This is a genomic window from Pseudomonas sp. R3-41 (genome assembly GCF_054161485.1).
Genome location: NZ_CP096421.1, coordinates 2,013,822 through 2,029,762 on the forward strand (window position 1 = coordinate 2,013,822; position 15,941 = coordinate 2,029,762).

Annotated in this window: 17 protein-coding genes; 14 read left to right on the forward strand and 3 right to left on the reverse strand. The window is 61.7% G+C overall.

The features are described from left to right. Window positions 1-121 precede the first annotated feature (121 nt). The 8 genes from M1D99_RS09110 to araH all read left to right on the forward strand — a co-directional run bounded on the left by M1D99_RS09110 (window position 122) and on the right by araH (window position 8,096). Window positions 122-727: a DUF4823 domain-containing protein gene (locus M1D99_RS09110; protein ID WP_186707202.1), complete on the forward strand. Its 606-nt coding sequence runs from the start codon at window positions 122-124 to the stop codon at window positions 725-727. Between the two features lie 15 nt (window positions 728-742). Further along, the gene (locus M1D99_RS09115) at window positions 743-1,303 is read left to right on the forward strand and encodes a DUF1285 domain-containing protein (protein ID WP_434574776.1); all 561 of its coding nucleotides are present in this window, start codon (window positions 743-745) and stop codon (window positions 1,301-1,303) included. Between the two features lie 341 nt (window positions 1,304-1,644). Next, window positions 1,645-2,391, forward strand: coding sequence for a FadR/GntR family transcriptional regulator (locus tag M1D99_RS09120; protein WP_060741242.1), 747 nt, complete (start codon window positions 1,645-1,647; stop codon window positions 2,389-2,391). Then, window positions 2,388-3,263: an SMP-30/gluconolactonase/LRE family protein gene (locus tag M1D99_RS09125; protein ID WP_458131662.1), complete on the forward strand. Its 876-nt coding sequence runs from the start codon at window positions 2,388-2,390 to the stop codon at window positions 3,261-3,263. The genes M1D99_RS09120 and M1D99_RS09125 overlap by 4 nt, the downstream gene beginning before the upstream one ends. Window positions 3,264-3,499: 236 nt before the next feature. Beyond that, window positions 3,500-4,318, forward strand: a complete 819-nt coding sequence (locus M1D99_RS09130; protein WP_434574780.1) for an SDR family oxidoreductase — start codon at window positions 3,500-3,502, stop codon at window positions 4,316-4,318. A 174-nt stretch (window positions 4,319-4,492) separates the two neighbouring features. Continuing rightward, complete coding sequence (locus M1D99_RS09135; protein ID WP_458131663.1) at window positions 4,493-5,497, forward strand: substrate-binding domain-containing protein; 1,005 nt, start codon at window positions 4,493-4,495, stop codon at window positions 5,495-5,497. 75 nt (window positions 5,498-5,572) lie between these two features. Further along, window positions 5,573-7,117 (forward strand): L-arabinose ABC transporter ATP-binding protein AraG, encoded by a 1,545-nt coding sequence (araG, locus tag M1D99_RS09140; RefSeq protein WP_186707207.1) that lies wholly within the window; start codon window positions 5,573-5,575, stop codon window positions 7,115-7,117. A 10-nt stretch (window positions 7,118-7,127) separates the two neighbouring features. Further along, window positions 7,128-8,096 carry an L-arabinose ABC transporter permease AraH gene (gene araH, locus M1D99_RS09145; protein ID WP_025214842.1) on the forward strand — a complete coding sequence of 323 codons (969 nt, stop codon included), beginning with the start codon at window positions 7,128-7,130 and terminating at the stop codon, window positions 8,094-8,096. Window positions 8,097-8,497: 401 nt separating this feature from the next. Here the strand turns inward: araH and M1D99_RS09150 are convergent, their stop codons facing one another. Beyond that, window positions 8,498-8,878 (reverse strand): Rho termination factor N-terminal domain-containing protein, encoded by a 381-nt coding sequence (locus tag M1D99_RS09150; protein WP_186707208.1) that lies wholly within the window; start codon window positions 8,876-8,878, stop codon window positions 8,498-8,500. A gap of 32 nt (window positions 8,879-8,910) precedes the next feature. Continuing rightward, on the reverse strand, window positions 8,911-9,258 hold the full coding sequence (locus M1D99_RS09155; RefSeq protein ID WP_207964821.1) for a hypothetical protein: 348 nt from the start codon (window positions 9,256-9,258) through the stop codon (window positions 8,911-8,913). A 191-nt stretch (window positions 9,259-9,449) separates the two neighbouring features. Between M1D99_RS09155 and M1D99_RS09160 the strand changes: the two genes are divergently transcribed. Next, window positions 9,450-9,932 (forward strand): GNAT family N-acetyltransferase, encoded by a 483-nt coding sequence (locus M1D99_RS09160; protein WP_030137727.1) that lies wholly within the window; start codon window positions 9,450-9,452, stop codon window positions 9,930-9,932. Window positions 9,933-9,935: 3 nt separating this feature from the next. Here the strand turns inward: M1D99_RS09160 and M1D99_RS09165 are convergent, their stop codons facing one another. After that, complete coding sequence (locus M1D99_RS09165) at window positions 9,936-10,568, reverse strand: glutathione S-transferase family protein (RefSeq protein WP_250962559.1); 633 nt, start codon at window positions 10,566-10,568, stop codon at window positions 9,936-9,938. A gap of 188 nt (window positions 10,569-10,756) precedes the next feature. On the opposite strand from M1D99_RS09165, the gene M1D99_RS09170 reads away from it, so the two are divergent. The 5 genes from M1D99_RS09170 (at window position 10,757) to M1D99_RS09190 (ending at window position 15,939) form a co-directional block, all read left to right on the forward strand. Next, window positions 10,757-11,737, forward strand: coding sequence for a 2-dehydro-3-deoxygalactonokinase (locus M1D99_RS09170; RefSeq protein WP_186707211.1), 981 nt, complete (start codon window positions 10,757-10,759; stop codon window positions 11,735-11,737). A gap of 19 nt (window positions 11,738-11,756) precedes the next feature. Next, entirely contained in the window at window positions 11,757-12,377 is a 621-nt protein-coding gene (locus M1D99_RS09175; RefSeq protein ID WP_186707212.1) for a 2-dehydro-3-deoxy-6-phosphogalactonate aldolase, read from the forward strand. A gap of 49 nt (window positions 12,378-12,426) precedes the next feature. Then, complete coding sequence (gene dgoD / locus M1D99_RS09180; protein WP_186707213.1) at window positions 12,427-13,575, forward strand: galactonate dehydratase; 1,149 nt, start codon at window positions 12,427-12,429, stop codon at window positions 13,573-13,575. Window positions 13,576-13,765: 190 nt separating this feature from the next. After that, window positions 13,766-15,076: an MFS transporter gene (locus M1D99_RS09185; protein ID WP_186707214.1), complete on the forward strand. Its 1,311-nt coding sequence runs from the start codon at window positions 13,766-13,768 to the stop codon at window positions 15,074-15,076. A 59-nt stretch (window positions 15,077-15,135) separates the two neighbouring features. Continuing rightward, a complete protein-coding gene (locus tag M1D99_RS09190; RefSeq protein WP_013693986.1) occupies window positions 15,136-15,939 on the forward strand; it encodes an IclR family transcriptional regulator in 804 nt (267 codons plus the stop codon). Window positions 15,940-15,941: the final 2 nt, after the last annotated feature.

The following is a 15,941-nucleotide window of genomic DNA, read 5'->3' on the forward strand; positions in this document are numbered from 1 at the left end:
GAGCAAGCTCCCTCGCCACAGGTATTCCAAGGTGCAACCCCAACCATCCTGCGAGCTGGCGCAAAAGCTGCATCCCACGACCATTCGCCGGTTTTCCGACACCGGTCTTTGGAGGAATAGGATGCGTAGCCTGGTTTTGCTGCTGGCCGTTTTGGTGCTTGGCGGTTGCATGAATGTCAGCGACATGGGGGAGGGCGTTCGTTATCACATGAGCGATGCCGGCCTGCTGGACCATAGCGACAGCCGTCGTGTGAACAACCTGCGAATCCAGCCCGACTCGTTCATCTACATCGCCCAGGGCGCCTTCGCTCCGCCGGGCAGTGCCTATCCACGTCCCAATGTCGTGGCCGAAGAAGCCTTCAACGGCTTCATCGAATATTTCCCCATGGTTCGTCGCGCCCGTGTTCCCGAAGGCCTCGATCAGGCGATGGGCGAAGCCCGTGCCGCCGGTGCTCACTACCTGTTGTACACCCGGTTCGCCAAGGCCGATAACCGCATCGGCAACTCCGACGAATGGCTGGATGAAGAGGCCGTGGATCGCCTGGGTGTCGATACCGGCGTGATTCAAATCATGTTGATCGAGACCAGCACGCAGTATTTGATTGATACTGCACGGATCAAGAGTCGTGGCGGTTTACTGACGTTCCACGACAAGCAGCCCCAAGACCTCATCGCCGCGCCGCTGCGTGAATATGCCCGCAGCCTGTTGGGGATGAGCGACCAGTAACTACGAGGAGTCACCATGAGCGGACCGCAAAAAGCCAATGACTTGCTGGGGCAGATCCCCAAGACCAAAGGCCTGCCGCCGGTCCACTTGTGGAACCCCGACTTCTGCGGCGACATCGACATGCGCATCGCCCGGGACGGCACCTGGTATTACCTGGGTACGCCCATCGGACGAAAACCGATGGTCAAGCTGTTCTCCACCATCATCCGCCGCGACGGCGATGATTATTTCCTGATCACCCCCGTGGAAAAGGTCGGCATCAAGGTCGATGACGCGCCGTTCGTGGCCGTGACCCTGGAGGTGGAAGGCCAGGGAGAAGGACAATTGTTGCGCTTCACCACCAATGTCGAGGAAACCACCGAGGCCGGCACCGAGCACCCGCTGCGGGTGGAGATCGATCCCCAGACCCAGGAACCGACGCCCTACGTGCATGTGCGCAGCAACCTCGAAGCACTGATCCACCGCAACGTGTTCTATCAACTGGTGGAGCTGGCGGTCAGTCGCGAGATCGATGGGCAGCGCTGGCTGGGTGTGTGGAGCGGCGGCGAGTTTTTCCCCATCGGCCTGGAGCCCTGATCCCTTGTGGAAGTGAGGGTTGATCCAACATCCGCGTCGGCTGAAGGATCGCTATCGCGAGCAAGCCCGCTCCCACAGTAAATTTGGAGTGCCTGCACTATCTGTGTGCACCACCAAACCTGTGGGAGCGAGCTGTGGTGAACGCTAATAATGTGAACGCCCGGAATCTACTGTGGGAGCGGGCTTGCTCGCGAAGGCGCCAGCACAGCCAACATCTTCTTAGCTGACCCACCGCTATCGCGAGCAGGCTCGCTCCCACAGGGTTTTGCAAAATTCAAATTGACACCCAATCATATGATGATTAGCGTGGGCCACCAATAAGAGTGGCCCGCGGGGTTTTCATGTCCAGCAGTTTTCACGCATCGACCGTCGATTGGCTGGGGGGCTGGATCGCCGCTGGCCAGGTCAAGCCTGGGCAAACCATCAAGGTCGAAGCGGACTTGGGCGAGCAACTGGGCGTCAGTCGCACAGTGATTCGCGAGGCGATCAAGACCCTGGTGGCCAAAGGCATGCTGGAAGTCGGGCCGAAAGTCGGCACGCGGGTATTGCCGGTGCGCCGCTGGAACCTGTTCGACCCTCAAGTGGTGGGCTGGCTGTCACGCAGCGGCCTGCCGGAAAACTTCGTCGACGACTTGCTGGACCTGCGCCGTACCATCGAGCCGATGGCGGTGCGCTGGGCCTGTGAGCGGGCCACGGCCGATCAGGTGCAGGCGATCCGCCTGGCCTACCATGCCCTGGAACGGGCAGTGGACAGCGGCGCCGATTACAACCGCGCCGACCAGTTTTTCCATGAGTGCATCCTGGCCGCCAGCCATAATCAATTCATCGAACAAATGGTCCCGGCCCTCGGTGCATTGCTGGCGGTGTCGTTCGAGGTGTCGGCGGCCGACCCGGATGAACTGCGCCGCACCTTGCCCATCCACAAGGACATCGCCGACGCCATCGCTGCCCGCGACGCGGCCCGGGGTGTCTGGGCCTGCATGACCCTGATCGATAACGCTGACCTGGCGATCAAACGCTTTTACCCCAATGTCATGGCCGGTCGAACAGACGCCGCCGGGCAAGTCGGGAACGGGAGGTTTCAATGAAGTGGACGGCTGTGACGGAACACCGGGCGAAGTTGGGCGAGGGGCCCTTCTGGGATGCGCCGACCCAAGCGTTGTATTGGGTCGATATCGCTGGCAAGCAGGCACTGCGGCTGATCGGCGCCAACGTGGAGATCTGGCAGATGCCCGAGCATGTGTCCGCCTTCATACCGACCCAAAGTGGCGACGCACTGGTAACCCTGAGCAGTGGCGTCTATCGCCTCGATCTTGATTCGCCGGGCCTTGAGCCGCGCCTGACGCTGCTGTGCATGGCCGACCCCCAACTGGGTAACCGTGCCAATGAGGCCCGTTGCGACGCCCTGGGCCAACTCTGGCTCGGCACCATGCAGAACAACATCGGTGCCGACAGCGAGGACTTGCCGATCGAACAACGGTCCGGTGGCCTGTTTCGCGTCGGTGGCGACGGTCGGGTCATGCCCTTGTTGCGCGGGTTGGGCATCCCCAACACGTTGCTCTGGAGCCCCGATGGCACCACGGTGTATTTCGGCGACAGCCTGGACGGCACGGTGTATCGGCACTTTATCTATCCGGAAGGCAATCTCGCGCCGGCCGAGGTCTGGTTCGGCCCACACCCGCGTGGCGGCCCGGATGGCTCGGCGATGGATGCCCGGGGCTATATCTGGAACGCCCGCTGGGACGGCAGTTGCCTGCTGCGGCTGACGCCGGACGGGCAGGTCGACCGGGTGATCGAATTGCCCGTCAGCCGACCGACCAGTTGTGTGTTCGGCGGCGAAGACCTCAAGACGTTGTACATCACCAGCGCGGCGAGCCCCTTGGGTCATCCGCTGGACGGTGCGGTGCTGTCGATGCGTGTCGATGTGCCTGGCGTGGCTTGTACAAGATTCGCGGGATAAATCCCAAAATATGGGATGTAAATATATATATTGAGATTATTTGGCGGCCGGGTTTATAGTCGGCTCCATCGGCAATACGCACTCACACTAAAAAAACAAAACAGGTGAAGTGATGCAACGATCTTTCCCCGTACGCCCCGGCGGCGTACGCCGGCCACTGTTCTTCCAAGCGCCTTTGCGCCGGTCATCCGTGGATGCCCGGTTTTCGTCGTGCCCGCACGCAGGAGCCTTGAGCCATGGCTGAGCCCTTGGTCTTGCCGCCCATGCCGGAGCCCCCGAAGGGCGAGCGCCTGAAAGACAAGGTCGTGCTGTTGACAGGCGCCGCCCAAGGCATTGGCGAAGCCATCGTCGCGGCGTTCGCTTCGCAACAGGCCCGACTGGTGATCAGTGACATCCAGGCGCAGAAAGTCGAGGCGGTGGCCGCCCACTGGCGTGAACGCGGGGCCGATGTGCAAGCGTTGCAGGCCGATGTGTCGAAGCAACAAGACTTGCAGGCCATGGCCCGTCGCGCCGTCGAGCTGCACGGTCGCATCGATGTGCTGGTCAACTGCGCCGGCGTCAACGTCTTCCGCGACCCGCTGGAAATGACCGAAGAGGACTGGCGCCGCTGCTTCGCCATCGACCTGGATGGCGCCTGGTACGGTTGCAAGGCGGTGCTGCCACAGATGATCGAGCAGGGCGTGGGCAGCATCATCAACATTGCCTCCGTCCATTCGTCCCACATCATTCCCGGCTGTTTCCCTTACCCGGTGGCCAAGCACGGCCTGCTCGGCCTGACTCGCGCCCTGGGCATCGAATACGCGCCCAAAGGGGTACGCGTCAATGCCATCGCTCCGGGTTACATCGAGACCCAGCTGAACGTCGACTACTGGAACGGCTTTGCCGATCCCCACGCCGAACGCCAACGTGCGCTGGATATGCACCCGCCACGGCGCGTCGGGCAACCGATCGAAGTGGCGATGACGGCCGTGTTCCTGGCCAGTGACGAAGCACCCTTCATCAATGCCTCATGCATCACCATCGATGGAGGACGTTCAGTCATGTACCACGACTGAATATTCTTGGATTGCAGTGGGAAACTTCGCCTGTAATCCAATCATCATACGATATGACTATTTAGGCCTATGCTGTGTAGCAACTTGATGTAACCGCCCAGCCTGCGTATTTCCACCGACGGTGGAGCAGACCCTGGACGTTTGGCTTTCAATAAAAAAAACAAGGAGTCAACTATGAAACATCGTCGTGGGATCCGTTCCCTGTGTCGCGCCGCCCTGGCGGTTACCGCGTTCAGCCTCAGCAGCCACTTGCTGGCGGCCGATGCGGTAAAAATTGGTTTCCTGGTCAAGCAGGCCGAGGAGCCTTGGTTCCAGACCGAGTGGGCGTTTGCCGAGAAGGCGGCCAAGGATAAAGGCTTCCAACTGATCAAGATCGCCGTGCCTGACGGCGAGAAAACCCTCTCGGCCATCGACAGCCTGGCCGCCAACGGCGCCAAGGGCTTCGTGATCTGCCCGCCGGACGTGTCCCTCGGCCCGGCCATCATGGCCAAGGCCAAGCTCAACGATCTCAAGGTCATTGCCGTGGACGACCGTTTCGTCGACGCCAACGGCAAGTTCATGGAAGACGTGCCGTACCTGGGCATGGCCGCGTTCGAGGTGGGCCAGAAGCAGGGCGCCGCCATGGCCGCTGAAGCGAAGAAGCGTAATTGGGAGTGGAAAGATACCTACGCGGTGATCAACACCTTCAACGAGCTGGACACCGGCAAGAAGCGCACCGACGGTTCGGTCGATGCCCTGAAGAAGGCCGGGATGCCGGAAGACCATATCCTGTTTACGGCGCTCAAGACCCTCGACGTACCCGGCAGCATGGACTCCACCAACTCGGCGCTGGTGAAGCTGCCTAGCGCCGCGAAAAACCTGATCATCGGCGGCATGAACGACAACACCGTGCTGGGCGGCGTGCGCGCCACTGAAGCGGCCGGGTTCAAGGCAGCCAATGTGATTGGTATCGGCATCAACGGCACCGACGCCATCGGCGAACTCAAGAAACCCAATAGTGGCTTCTTCGGTTCGATGCTGCCAAGCCCGCACATCGAAGGCTACAAGACCGCCGAAATGATGTACGAGTGGATCACCACCGGCAAGGAACCGCCGAAGTACACCGCCATGGACGAGGTGACGCTGATCACCCGGGAGAACTTCAAGCAGGAGCTGGAAAAGATCGGCCTGTGGAACTGACGGTCGGTTGATTCAAAAGCGGCCCTGGCCACATGAGTGGCGGGGTCGCTTGATCTCTGTAAGTTCGAGGTGGTTATGCAAGCGCAAACAGCGACACGGCAACACAACATCGGCGGCAGCTTGCGGTTCAACGGGATCGGCAAATCCTTTCCCGGCGTGCAGGCGCTGGCCAATATCAGTTTCGTCGCGCATCCGGGGCAGGTGCATGCCTTGATGGGCGAGAACGGCGCGGGCAAGTCCACGTTGCTGAAGATCCTCGGTGGCGCCTACATCCCAAGCAGTGGCGACCTGCAGATCGGCGAACAGACGATGGCCTTCAAAGGCACCGCCGACAGCATCGCCAGCGGGGTGGCGGTGATTCACCAGGAGTTGCACCTGGTGCCGGAAATGACCGTTGCGGAAAACTTGTTTCTCGGCCATTTGCCGGCGCGTTTCGGCCTGGTCAACCGTGGTGTGCTGCGCCAGCAGGCGCTGGCGCTGCTCAAAGGCCTGGCCGACGAAATCGACCCGCAGGAAAAAGTCGGTCGCCTGTCCCTCGGCCAACGGCAATTGGTGGAAATCGCCAAGGCCTTGTCCCGTGGCGCCCATGTCATTGCCTTCGACGAACCCACCAGTAGCCTGTCGGCCCGGGAAATCGACCGCTTGATGGCGATCATCGCCCGCTTGCGAGATGAGGGCAAAGTGGTGCTGTACGTCAGTCACCGCATGGAAGAGGTGTTCCGTATCTGTAATGCGGTGACCGTGTTCAAGGACGGTCGTTACGTGCGGACCTTCGAGAACATGAGCGAGCTGACCCACGATCAGTTGGTCACCTGCATGGTCGGCCGCGATATCCAGGACATCTATGATTACCGTCCTCGGGAACGCGGCGATGTGGCGCTGCAGGTGAAGGGCCTGCTGGGGCCGGGCTTGCGCGAACCGGTGAGTTTCCAGGTGCACAAGGGCGAGATCCTCGGCTTGTTCGGGTTGGTCGGCGCCGGTCGTACCGAGCTGTTTCGCTTGCTCAGTGGCCTGGAGCGCCAGAGCGAGGGCAGCCTGGTCCTGCACGGCCAGGAACTGAAACTGCGTTCGCCACGGGATGCCATTGCCGCTGGCGTGCTGCTGTGCCCGGAAGATCGCAAGAAGGAAGGCATCATCCCGTTGGGCAGCGTGGGCGAGAACATCAACATCAGCGCCCGACCGTCCCACTCGACCCTCGGCTGCCTGTTGCGCGGTGATTGGGAACGGGGCAATGCCGACAAGCAAATCAAGTCGCTGAAGGTGAAGACGCCAGCGGCCAGCCAGAAAATCATGTACCTGTCCGGTGGCAATCAGCAGAAGGCGATTCTCGGTCGCTGGCTGTCGATGCCGATGAAAGTCCTGCTGCTGGACGAACCGACCCGTGGCATCGACATCGGCGCCAAGGCGGAGATCTATCAGATTATCCACAACCTGGCGGCGGACGGCATCGCGGTGATTGTGGTGTCCAGCGACCTGATGGAAGTGATGGGCATTTCCGACCGAATCCTGGTGCTCTGCGAAGGGGCCATGCGTGGCGAACTGCCGCGCGACCAGGCCAACGAATCCAACCTGCTGCAACTGGCGCTGCCGCGCCAACGCGTTGCCGACGCGGCGAACTGAGAGGTAAATCATGACCATTCAAAACAATGCACTGCCAACGGCACGCAAACCCCTGGACCTGCGCCGTTTCCTCGACGACTGGGTCATGCTGTTGGCCGCCATCGGGATTTTCGTGCTTTGCACCCTGATGATCGACAACTTCCTGTCGCCGCTGAACATGCGCGGCCTGGGCCTGGCGATCTCCACCACCGGTATCGCGGCCTGCACCATGTTGTATTGCCTGGCGTCCGGGCACTTCGACTTGTCGGTCGGTTCGGTGATTGCCTGTGCCGGCGTCGTCGCGGCGGTGGTGATGCGCGACACCAACAGCGTGTTCCTCGGCGTCAGCGCGGCGCTGGCGATGGGGCTGATCGTCGGCCTGATCAACGGCATCGTCATCGCCAAGCTGCGGGTCAACGCCTTGATCACTACCCTGGCGACGATGCAGATCGTCCGCGGCCTGGCCTACATCTTTGCCAACGGCAAGGCGGTGGGTGTGTCCCAGGAATCGTTCTTCGTGTTCGGCAATGGCCAACTGTTCGGCGTGCCGGTGCCGATCCTGATCACCATCGTCTGCTTCCTGTTTTTCGGCTGGCTGCTGAACTACACCACTTACGGGCGCAACACCATGGCCATCGGTGGCAACCAGGAAGCGGCGTTGCTGGCGGGGGTGAACGTTGATCGCACCAAGATCATTATCTTTGCCGTGCATGGCCTGATCGGCGCGCTGGCCGGGGTCATCCTGGCGTCGCGCATGACCTCGGGCCAGCCGATGATCGGCCAGGGCTTCGAGTTGACCGTGATCTCGGCCTGCGTGCTGGGCGGGGTGTCGTTGAGCGGCGGCATCGGCATGATTCGCCACGTCATCGCCGGCGTGCTGATTTTGGCGATCATTGAAAACGCGATGAACCTGAAGAACATCGACACCTTCTACCAATACGTCATCCGCGGCTCGATCCTGTTGCTGGCGGTGGTGATTGACCGGTTGAAGCAGCGCTAGGCAGTAGGGATTACTGGCGACTGATCTGCCGCCATCGCGAGCAAGCTCGCTCCCACAGGGTTTTGTGCTAGGCGCAAAGCTCAGGCATACCGAAGATTCAATGTGGGAGCGAGCCTGCTCGCGAAGGCGTCGACACATCCAACACTTCCTTAGCTGACCCACCGCTTTCGCGAGCAAGCCCGCTCCCACAGGTTTTTAGTGTCAGGCTCAGGGCCTCGGCACAGCACAGACCCCATGTGGGAGCGGGCTTGCTCGCGAAGGCGTCGGCACATTCAACACTACCTTAGCTGACCCAACGCTTTCGCGAGCAGGTTCTTGTGCCAGGCTCAGAACTTCGGCGCAGTGCAGAACCAGTGTGGGAGCGAGCCTGCTCGCGAAACGGGTATCCCTGACGCCAATTATCACCCGGCCTTGCGCAACGCTTCGACCAGCTCCTGCTTGCGCATCTTCGAACGTCCGGGAATGTTTTTCGCCCGGGCTTCCTTCATCAAGCTATCCACCGTCTGGGCCCCATGGGAGGCTTTGCTGGTGCGTGGGTGACCTTCGCGGGTCTTGGCGGCGCGGCGGGCTGATTCCTTGCGGTCGGTTTTCTTGGCCGCCGCCGGTTTTTCCTTGCCTGAGCCACCGGAGCGTTCGCCGCCACCGGACTGCTTGTTCACCGTCGCCCAGGCCCGAGCTTCGGCCTCGCCCTCCGACACACCTTTTTGCTCATAACTTTCTTCGATGTGCTCGGCCTTGCGTTTTTGCTTGTCGGTGTATTTGTCTTTGCTTCCACGAGGCATGGGATGTTCCTCCTCAAATGTCCGGGCAAAGGCTACTGGCTGGCGGCGCCACCTTCGGAACCCGAGCCACCGGTCGTGGTTTTCGAGCCCACTCCGGTCTCGGCGTTATCTGGTGCGGTGGAGTCCGGCGTATTCATGCCACCCTGGCGCCCGGTGTCATTGCCCTGCACGCGTGGATCGGTGCCGGTGGCCGGTGGCTGGCCATTGTTCAGGCTACCGCCACCGGTGCCGTCGGTGTTCAACTTGGGGAGGCCTTGCGTGGCAGGGGAGTTTGGCGCTTGCACCGGGTCGGTTGGCCCAGTGCCGTCGGTAGAGGCCGCGAAGGCCACCGAGGACAACAGCGCGGCGAAGGTGAATGCGGTCAGCCTTGAAGTGATCATGGGTGTCGCCTCCATTTTTCAGAATGCTTACCTGATCTTGGGCCTTGGCGGCTTGGCGTTGGTGCCTTGGGCGCGACGAATGGCAGTTTTGGGAAGAGCCGTGCGCCCGCGATCAAATAGTTGGATCGGTATGTGACGAGCGCCGCGCAGCGGCTTAGTATGGCGCTTTCAATTGGCTACAAGGCCTGTTCATGTCGATCGAGATCCGTCCTGCGCAACCCAGCGATGCGCCTCAAATCCTTGCCTTCATCACCGAGTTGGCCGATTACGAAAAAGCCCGCCACGAAGTCATCGCCAGTGTGGCCGACATCGAGCGCAGCCTGTTCAGCGAAGGCGCAACCGCCCACGGGCTGATCTGCCTGCGTGACGGCGTGCCGATCGGTTTCGCGGTGTTTTTCTTCAGCTATTCCACCTGGCTGGGCAGCAACTGCCTGTACCTCGAAGACCTGTACATCACGCCGGAGCAGCGCGGTGGCGGGGCGGGGAAGACGCTGTTGCGCCACCTGGCGAAGATCGCCTGCGACAACGATTGCGGCCGCTTCGAATGGAGCGTGCTGGACTGGAACACGCCGGCCATCGATTTCTACAAATCCCTCGGCGCGCAACCCCAGGAAGAATGGGTGCGCTACCGAATGGACGGCAAGGTGCTACGGGATTTCGCTAACGGCAATTGATGCTCATGAATATGCGTTGGACGCGTATTCGGCAAATCCGGGGCGTTGTTCGAGCCGCTTGCAATAGGCGGCCACCGCCGGATAGTCCGGGCGTTCCATCGGTGTCTGGCGCCAGCGGTGTGCGGACAGACCGATAAGTACGTCCGCAAGGGAAAACGCCGTACCGGCCACGTAGGCGCCGGTGCGGTTCAACTGCTGTTCCAGCAAACCCATCTTCTCGTTCCAGCCTTTGACGCCCGCGGCGATAAGCTGTGGGTCCTGGAAATCCGGGTGTTTGCGCACCAGTCCGTAAAACGCATCGCCCCAGGAAGGATTGAGTTCCGTGGCCTGCCAGTCCATCCACTGCTCGATGCGTGCCCGTGCGGCAGGTTCGACGGGCAGCAGATCGCTGCGCCCCTGCTTGCCCACCAGGTAGCGACAAATAGTGTTCGACTCCCAGAGCACACCGTTCTCATCAATGATCACCGGCACCTGGGCATTCGGGTTCAAGGCCAGGAACGCCGGGTCATGGGTCGAGGCAAAGCCGATACCCCAGTCTTCGCGCTCGTAGGCGATGTCCAGTTCCTGGCAGGTCCACAGCACTTTTCTGACGTTGATCGAGGAAGTGCGGCCGAGGATTTTCAGCAATTGTCCCATCACTTTTTCCCTGAGTTGTTTAGCGTCCGACCAGAAAACTAGCAGGGTCTTGGACGGATGGCGATTAGCTTTGTGGCTGGCCAATTAAATCCCAATATATGGGAGTGATATTTATATATTGAGATTTTATCGTCCCCAGGTTTATAGTCCGTTTCACTCACTGCCAAAAAACAAAACAGGTGAAGCGGATGCAGGCGCAATTGATCGCGCTCGATTGGGGGACCACCTCATTACGGGCTTACAAACTCGCAGCCGGTGGCGAGGTGCTCGAGCAGCGTTCGCTGTCGTCGGGGATCATGCAGTTGCCCTCCGGGCCACGAACCGTGGCCGGCCGGGTCTGCATCGACGGTTTCGAGCTGGCCTTCGACGAGGCTTGCGGCGACTGGCTCGATGCTCAACCGGGCTTGCCTGTGATTGCCTGCGGCATGGTGGGCAGTGCTCAGGGCTGGCGCGAAGCGCCTTACTGCGACACACCCGCCAACGTCGCCAATCTCGGACATTCCCTACAAACCGTTCGCAGCCTTCGCGGCGTCGATGTGCACATCGTGCCCGGCGTGATCCAGCGTTCACGTTTGCCCAATGTCATGCGCGGCGAAGAAACCCAAGTGCTCGGTGCCTTGCACAGCCTGCCGGATGAAGCGGTGCTGATCGGCCTGCCTGGCAGTCATTCGAAATGGGTGGAAGTGGCCGATGGCTGCATTGTGCATTTCGATACCTTCATGACCGGCGAGATCTTCGCCGTCCTCAGTGACCACAGCATTCTCGGCCGCACCCAGCAACGGGGGACGACCTTCGATGGCGTGGCGTTTGACCGTGGCGTGCAAGTGGCGCTGTCGGTGGACGGCCAGATCGGCCCGTTGTCCACCGTGTTCAGCGCCCGCAGCCTGGGCTTGACCGGCGAGCTGGTGGCCAGTGCCCAGGCGGATTACCTCTCGGGCCTGTTGATCGGCCATGAGCTGGCAGCGCTGGCCGAGGTGCAGCGCCGTCGCCGCGACAGCCTGCACCTGCCGACGGTGGTGCTGATCGGCAACTCCCAACTCTGTGTCCGTTATCAACGGGCCCTCGACGCCTGCGGCTTCGCCCGGGTGGTCCTGGCCGAACAGGCCACCGAACGCGGTTTGTGGCAACTGGCCGTGGCGGCCGGGTTGCTCGATTCCACCGCCCCCTGAACCTGACTGGAGGTCTGACATGCTCACACAAGCACTGGCGCACAACGGCTTGATCGCGATCCTGCGTGGCTTGCGTCCCGAAGAGGCGGCGGCCATCGGCGAGGTCCTGTACAACGCCGGATTTCGTGTCATCGAAGTGCCGCTCAATTCCCCCGAACCGTACGAAAGTATCCGCATCCTGCGCAGCACCTTGCCCGCCGATTGCCTGATCGGTGCCGGCACCGTGCTCACGCCGGAACAGGTCGAGCAGGTGAAAGCCGCTGGCGGCCAAGTGATCGTCATGCCCCACAGCGACCCGAAGGTGCTGCGTGCGGCGAAAGCGGCGGGCTTGTACCTGTCGCCCGGCGTCGCCACGCCCACCGAAGCCTTTGCCGCGCTGGCCGAAGGCGCCCATGTACTGAAGATGTTTCCCGCCGAGCAAATGGGCCCGGCGGTGGTCAAGGCCTGGCTCGCGGTGTTGCCGGCTGGGACCGTGCTGGTGCCGGTGGGCGGGATTACGCCGGACAACATGGCGGTGTTCGTCGAAGCCGGCGTCAAGGGTTTCGGCCTCGGTTCCGGGCTGTTCAAGCCGGGCCTGACAGCGGATGAAGTGGCGGTACGCGCCAAGGCCTACGTGGCCGCATGGAATGCCTTGAACTGAAGATTTTTCCAGCGCCCCGCGCGCTGCATCTGACAAGAGAGACAACAAGATGAAAATTACCAAGCTGACCACGTTTATCGTTCCGCCGCGCTGGTGCTTCCTCAAGGTCGAGACCGACGAGGGCGTGACCGGTTGGGGCGAGCCCGTGGTCGAGGGCCGTGCCCACACGGTGGCGGCGGCTGTCGAGGAATTGTCCGACTACCTGATCGGCAAGGACCCACGCAACATCGAAGACATCTGGACCGTGCTCTATCGCGGCGGCTTCTACCGCGGCGGCGCCATCCACATGAGCGCCCTGGCCGGCATCGACCAGGCGTTGTGGGACATCAAGGGCAAGGCCCTGGGCGTGTCGGTCAGCGATTTGCTGGGCGGCCAGGTGCGGGACAAGATCCGCGTGTATTCGTGGATCGGCGGCGACCGGCCAGCGGACACCGCCCGCGCGGCGAAAGAGGCTGTAGGGCGGGGCTTCACCGCGGTGAAAATGAATGGCACCGAAGAGTTGCAGTTTCTCGACACCTTCGAAAAAGTCGACCTGGCCCTGGCCAACGTGGCGGCGGTGCGTGATGCGGTCGGGCCGAACGTTGGCATTGGCGTGGACTTCCACGGCCGCGTGCACAAGCCGATGGCCAAGGTGCTGATGAAGGAGCTCGACCCTTACAAACTGATGTTCATCGAAGAGCCGGTACTCAGCGAAAACTACGAAGCCCTCAAGGAATTGGCGCCGCTGACCAGCACCCCGATTGCCCTCGGCGAGCGGTTGTTCTCGCGCTGGGATTTCAAGCGCGTACTCAGCGAAGGCTACGTGGACATCATCCAGCCGGATGCGTCCCACGCCGGCGGCATCACCGAAACCCGCAAGATCGCCAACATGGCCGAGGCCTACGACGTGGCGCTGGCGCTGCACTGCCCGCTGGGTCCCATCGCCCTGGCGGCGTGCCTGCAACTGGACGCGGTCTGCTACAACGCGTTCATCCAGGAGCAGAGCCTGGGCATCCACTACAACGAGAGCAACGACCTGCTGGATTACATCAAGGATCCGCAGGTGTTCGACTACGACAAGGGCTTCGTGAAGATCCCGAATGGCCCGGGCCTGGGCATCGAGATCAACGAGGAATACGTCATCGAACGCGCGGCCATCGGCCACCGCTGGCGCAACCCGATCTGGCGCCATGCCGATGGCAGTTTTGCCGAATGGTGAGTGAGTACTGAGGCAACTCGGTTCCCTTGTGGGAGCGGGCTTGCTCGCGAAAGCGGTGTGTCTGCGATACATCCGCTAACTGACACAGTGCCTTCGCGAGCAAGCCCGCTCCCACCCTCAACCTCCTTATGCAGGGGGATTATCCCAACGCTCCCGAATTCCTCAATAAACATAAAAAGAGGCACCTCACATGCAAGCGCACACCCTGAGCGCGCAGGCGTCGTTGGTGACGCCTAGCCGCAAGCGTTTTTTCATCATGGTCCTGCTGTTCATCACCGTGGTGATCAACTACCTGGACCGCAGTAACCTCTCGATTGCCGCCCCCGCGCTAACCAGTGACCTGGGCATCGACCCGATTCATGTCGGACTTATTTTCTCCGCGTTCGGCTGGACCTACGCCGCGATGCAGATTCCCGGCGGCTGGCTGGTGGACCGGGTGCCGCCGCGCATCCTCTACAGCGTGGCGTTGCTGCTGTGGTCGGTGGCGACGGTGATGCTGGGGTTCGTCTCCAGCTTCATCGCGTTGTTCGTGCTGCGCATGGCGGTCGGTGCCCTGGAAGCGCCGGCCTATCCAATCAACAGCCGCGTGGTAACGACCTGGTTTCCCGAGCGTGAGCGGGCCACGGCCATCGGTTTCTACACGTCTGGGCAATTCGTCGGGCTGGCTTTCCTGACCCCGGTATTGGCCTGGCTGCAACACACCTTCGGTTGGCACATGGTGTTTGTCGCCACAGGCGCGGTGGGCATTCTCTGGGCAGTGATCTGGTACGCGGTGTATCGCGAGCCGCGGGATTTCAAAGGCGCCAACGCCGCCGAAATCGAGCTGATCCGCGAAGGCGGCGGGCTGGTGGACATCCAGGCCGAGACTGCCAAGGTCAAGGCCAAGTTCAGCTGGGCCGACCTGGGCATCGTCCTGACCCAACGCAAGTTGTGGGGCATTTACCTGGGGCAGTTCTGCCTCAACTCCACGCTGTGGTTTTTCCTGACGTGGTTTCCGACCTACCTGGTGAAATATCGCGGCATGGACTTCATCAAGTCTGGCTTGCTGGCGTCGTTGCCGTTCCTCGCGGCGTTTGTCGGCGTGCTGTGCTCCGGGTTCTTCTCCGACTGGCTGATTCGCCGCGGCGCCACGGTGGGCTTTGCCCGCAAACTGCCGATCATTGGTGGGCTTTTGATTTCCACGGCGATCATTGGTGCCAACTATGTCGAATCGACGCCGCTGGTGATCGCCTTCCTGGCCCTGGCGTTCTTCGGCAATGGCCTGGCGTCGATCACGTGGTCGCTGGTTTCCACCTTGGCACCGGCGCGATTGCTCGGGTTGACCGGCGGGGTGTTCAACTTCATCGGTAACCTGGCGGCCATCGCCACGCCGATTGTCATTGGCTTCCTCGCCAGCGGCGATTCGTTTGCCCCGGCCATTACCTATATCGCTGTCCTGGCATTGGCTGGCGCGCTGTCCTACATCCTGCTGGTCGGGAAGGTCGAGCGCATCGAGTTGTAGTCCGACGGGGCGGGCGACCATAATGCCGCCCGTTCCCCGCTCACTGTTGAAGGTCGGCTATGCAGCAAGACGATCCAAAAATCACCAAGGACGCCGCGCCTACCGGCACGCAGACATTGCTGCGTGGCCTGGGCGTGGTCCAGGCGGTCGCCAGTGGCGCCCGCGACTTGAAGGAAATCGCCCGGCTGATCGGCACCACCCGCAGCACCACCCATCGCCTGGCCAGTTGCCTGGTGGACGAACGTTACCTGCGCGTGGTGCCGCAAGTGGGTTACCTGCTGGGGCCGAAGTTGATCGAGCTGGGTTTCCAGGCCCGGGAAGAGCTGCCCCTGGTGAGCCTGGCGGGGCCGTACCTGGACGAGCTGTCGGCGCTGACCGGGGACACCGTTCACCTGGCGATTCGCGAGGGCGACGAAGTCTTGTACCTGCTGAAGAATCCGGGGCGCAACGGCCCGGAAATGCGCTCGCGCGTAGGCCATCGCATGCCGTTGGCGCGCACCGGGATCGGCAAGGCGCTGATGCTCGATGATTCGCAGGAACAATGGAAGCGGCTGTACGAAATCAGCCTGCCGGCGGGAGGGAAAAATCAGTTCTGGCCCCAGCATCAGGAGCAATCCTGGGAACAGTTCCAGCAACGGATGGTGGAATACGTGGCGGGGGGCTATGCCTTCGACCTGGAAGACAACGAGCCGTCGATTCGCTGTGTGGCGGCGCCGATTCGAGACGCGGGCAAGCGCATCGTCGCTGGTATCAGCATCGCCAGCACCGTGCCGTACATGCCGCTGGAAAAGATGGCCGAGCTGATTCCCCTGGTCAAAGGGGTCACAGCCCGGCTGTCGGCAGAGCTGGGCGCCAAGGTCTGACG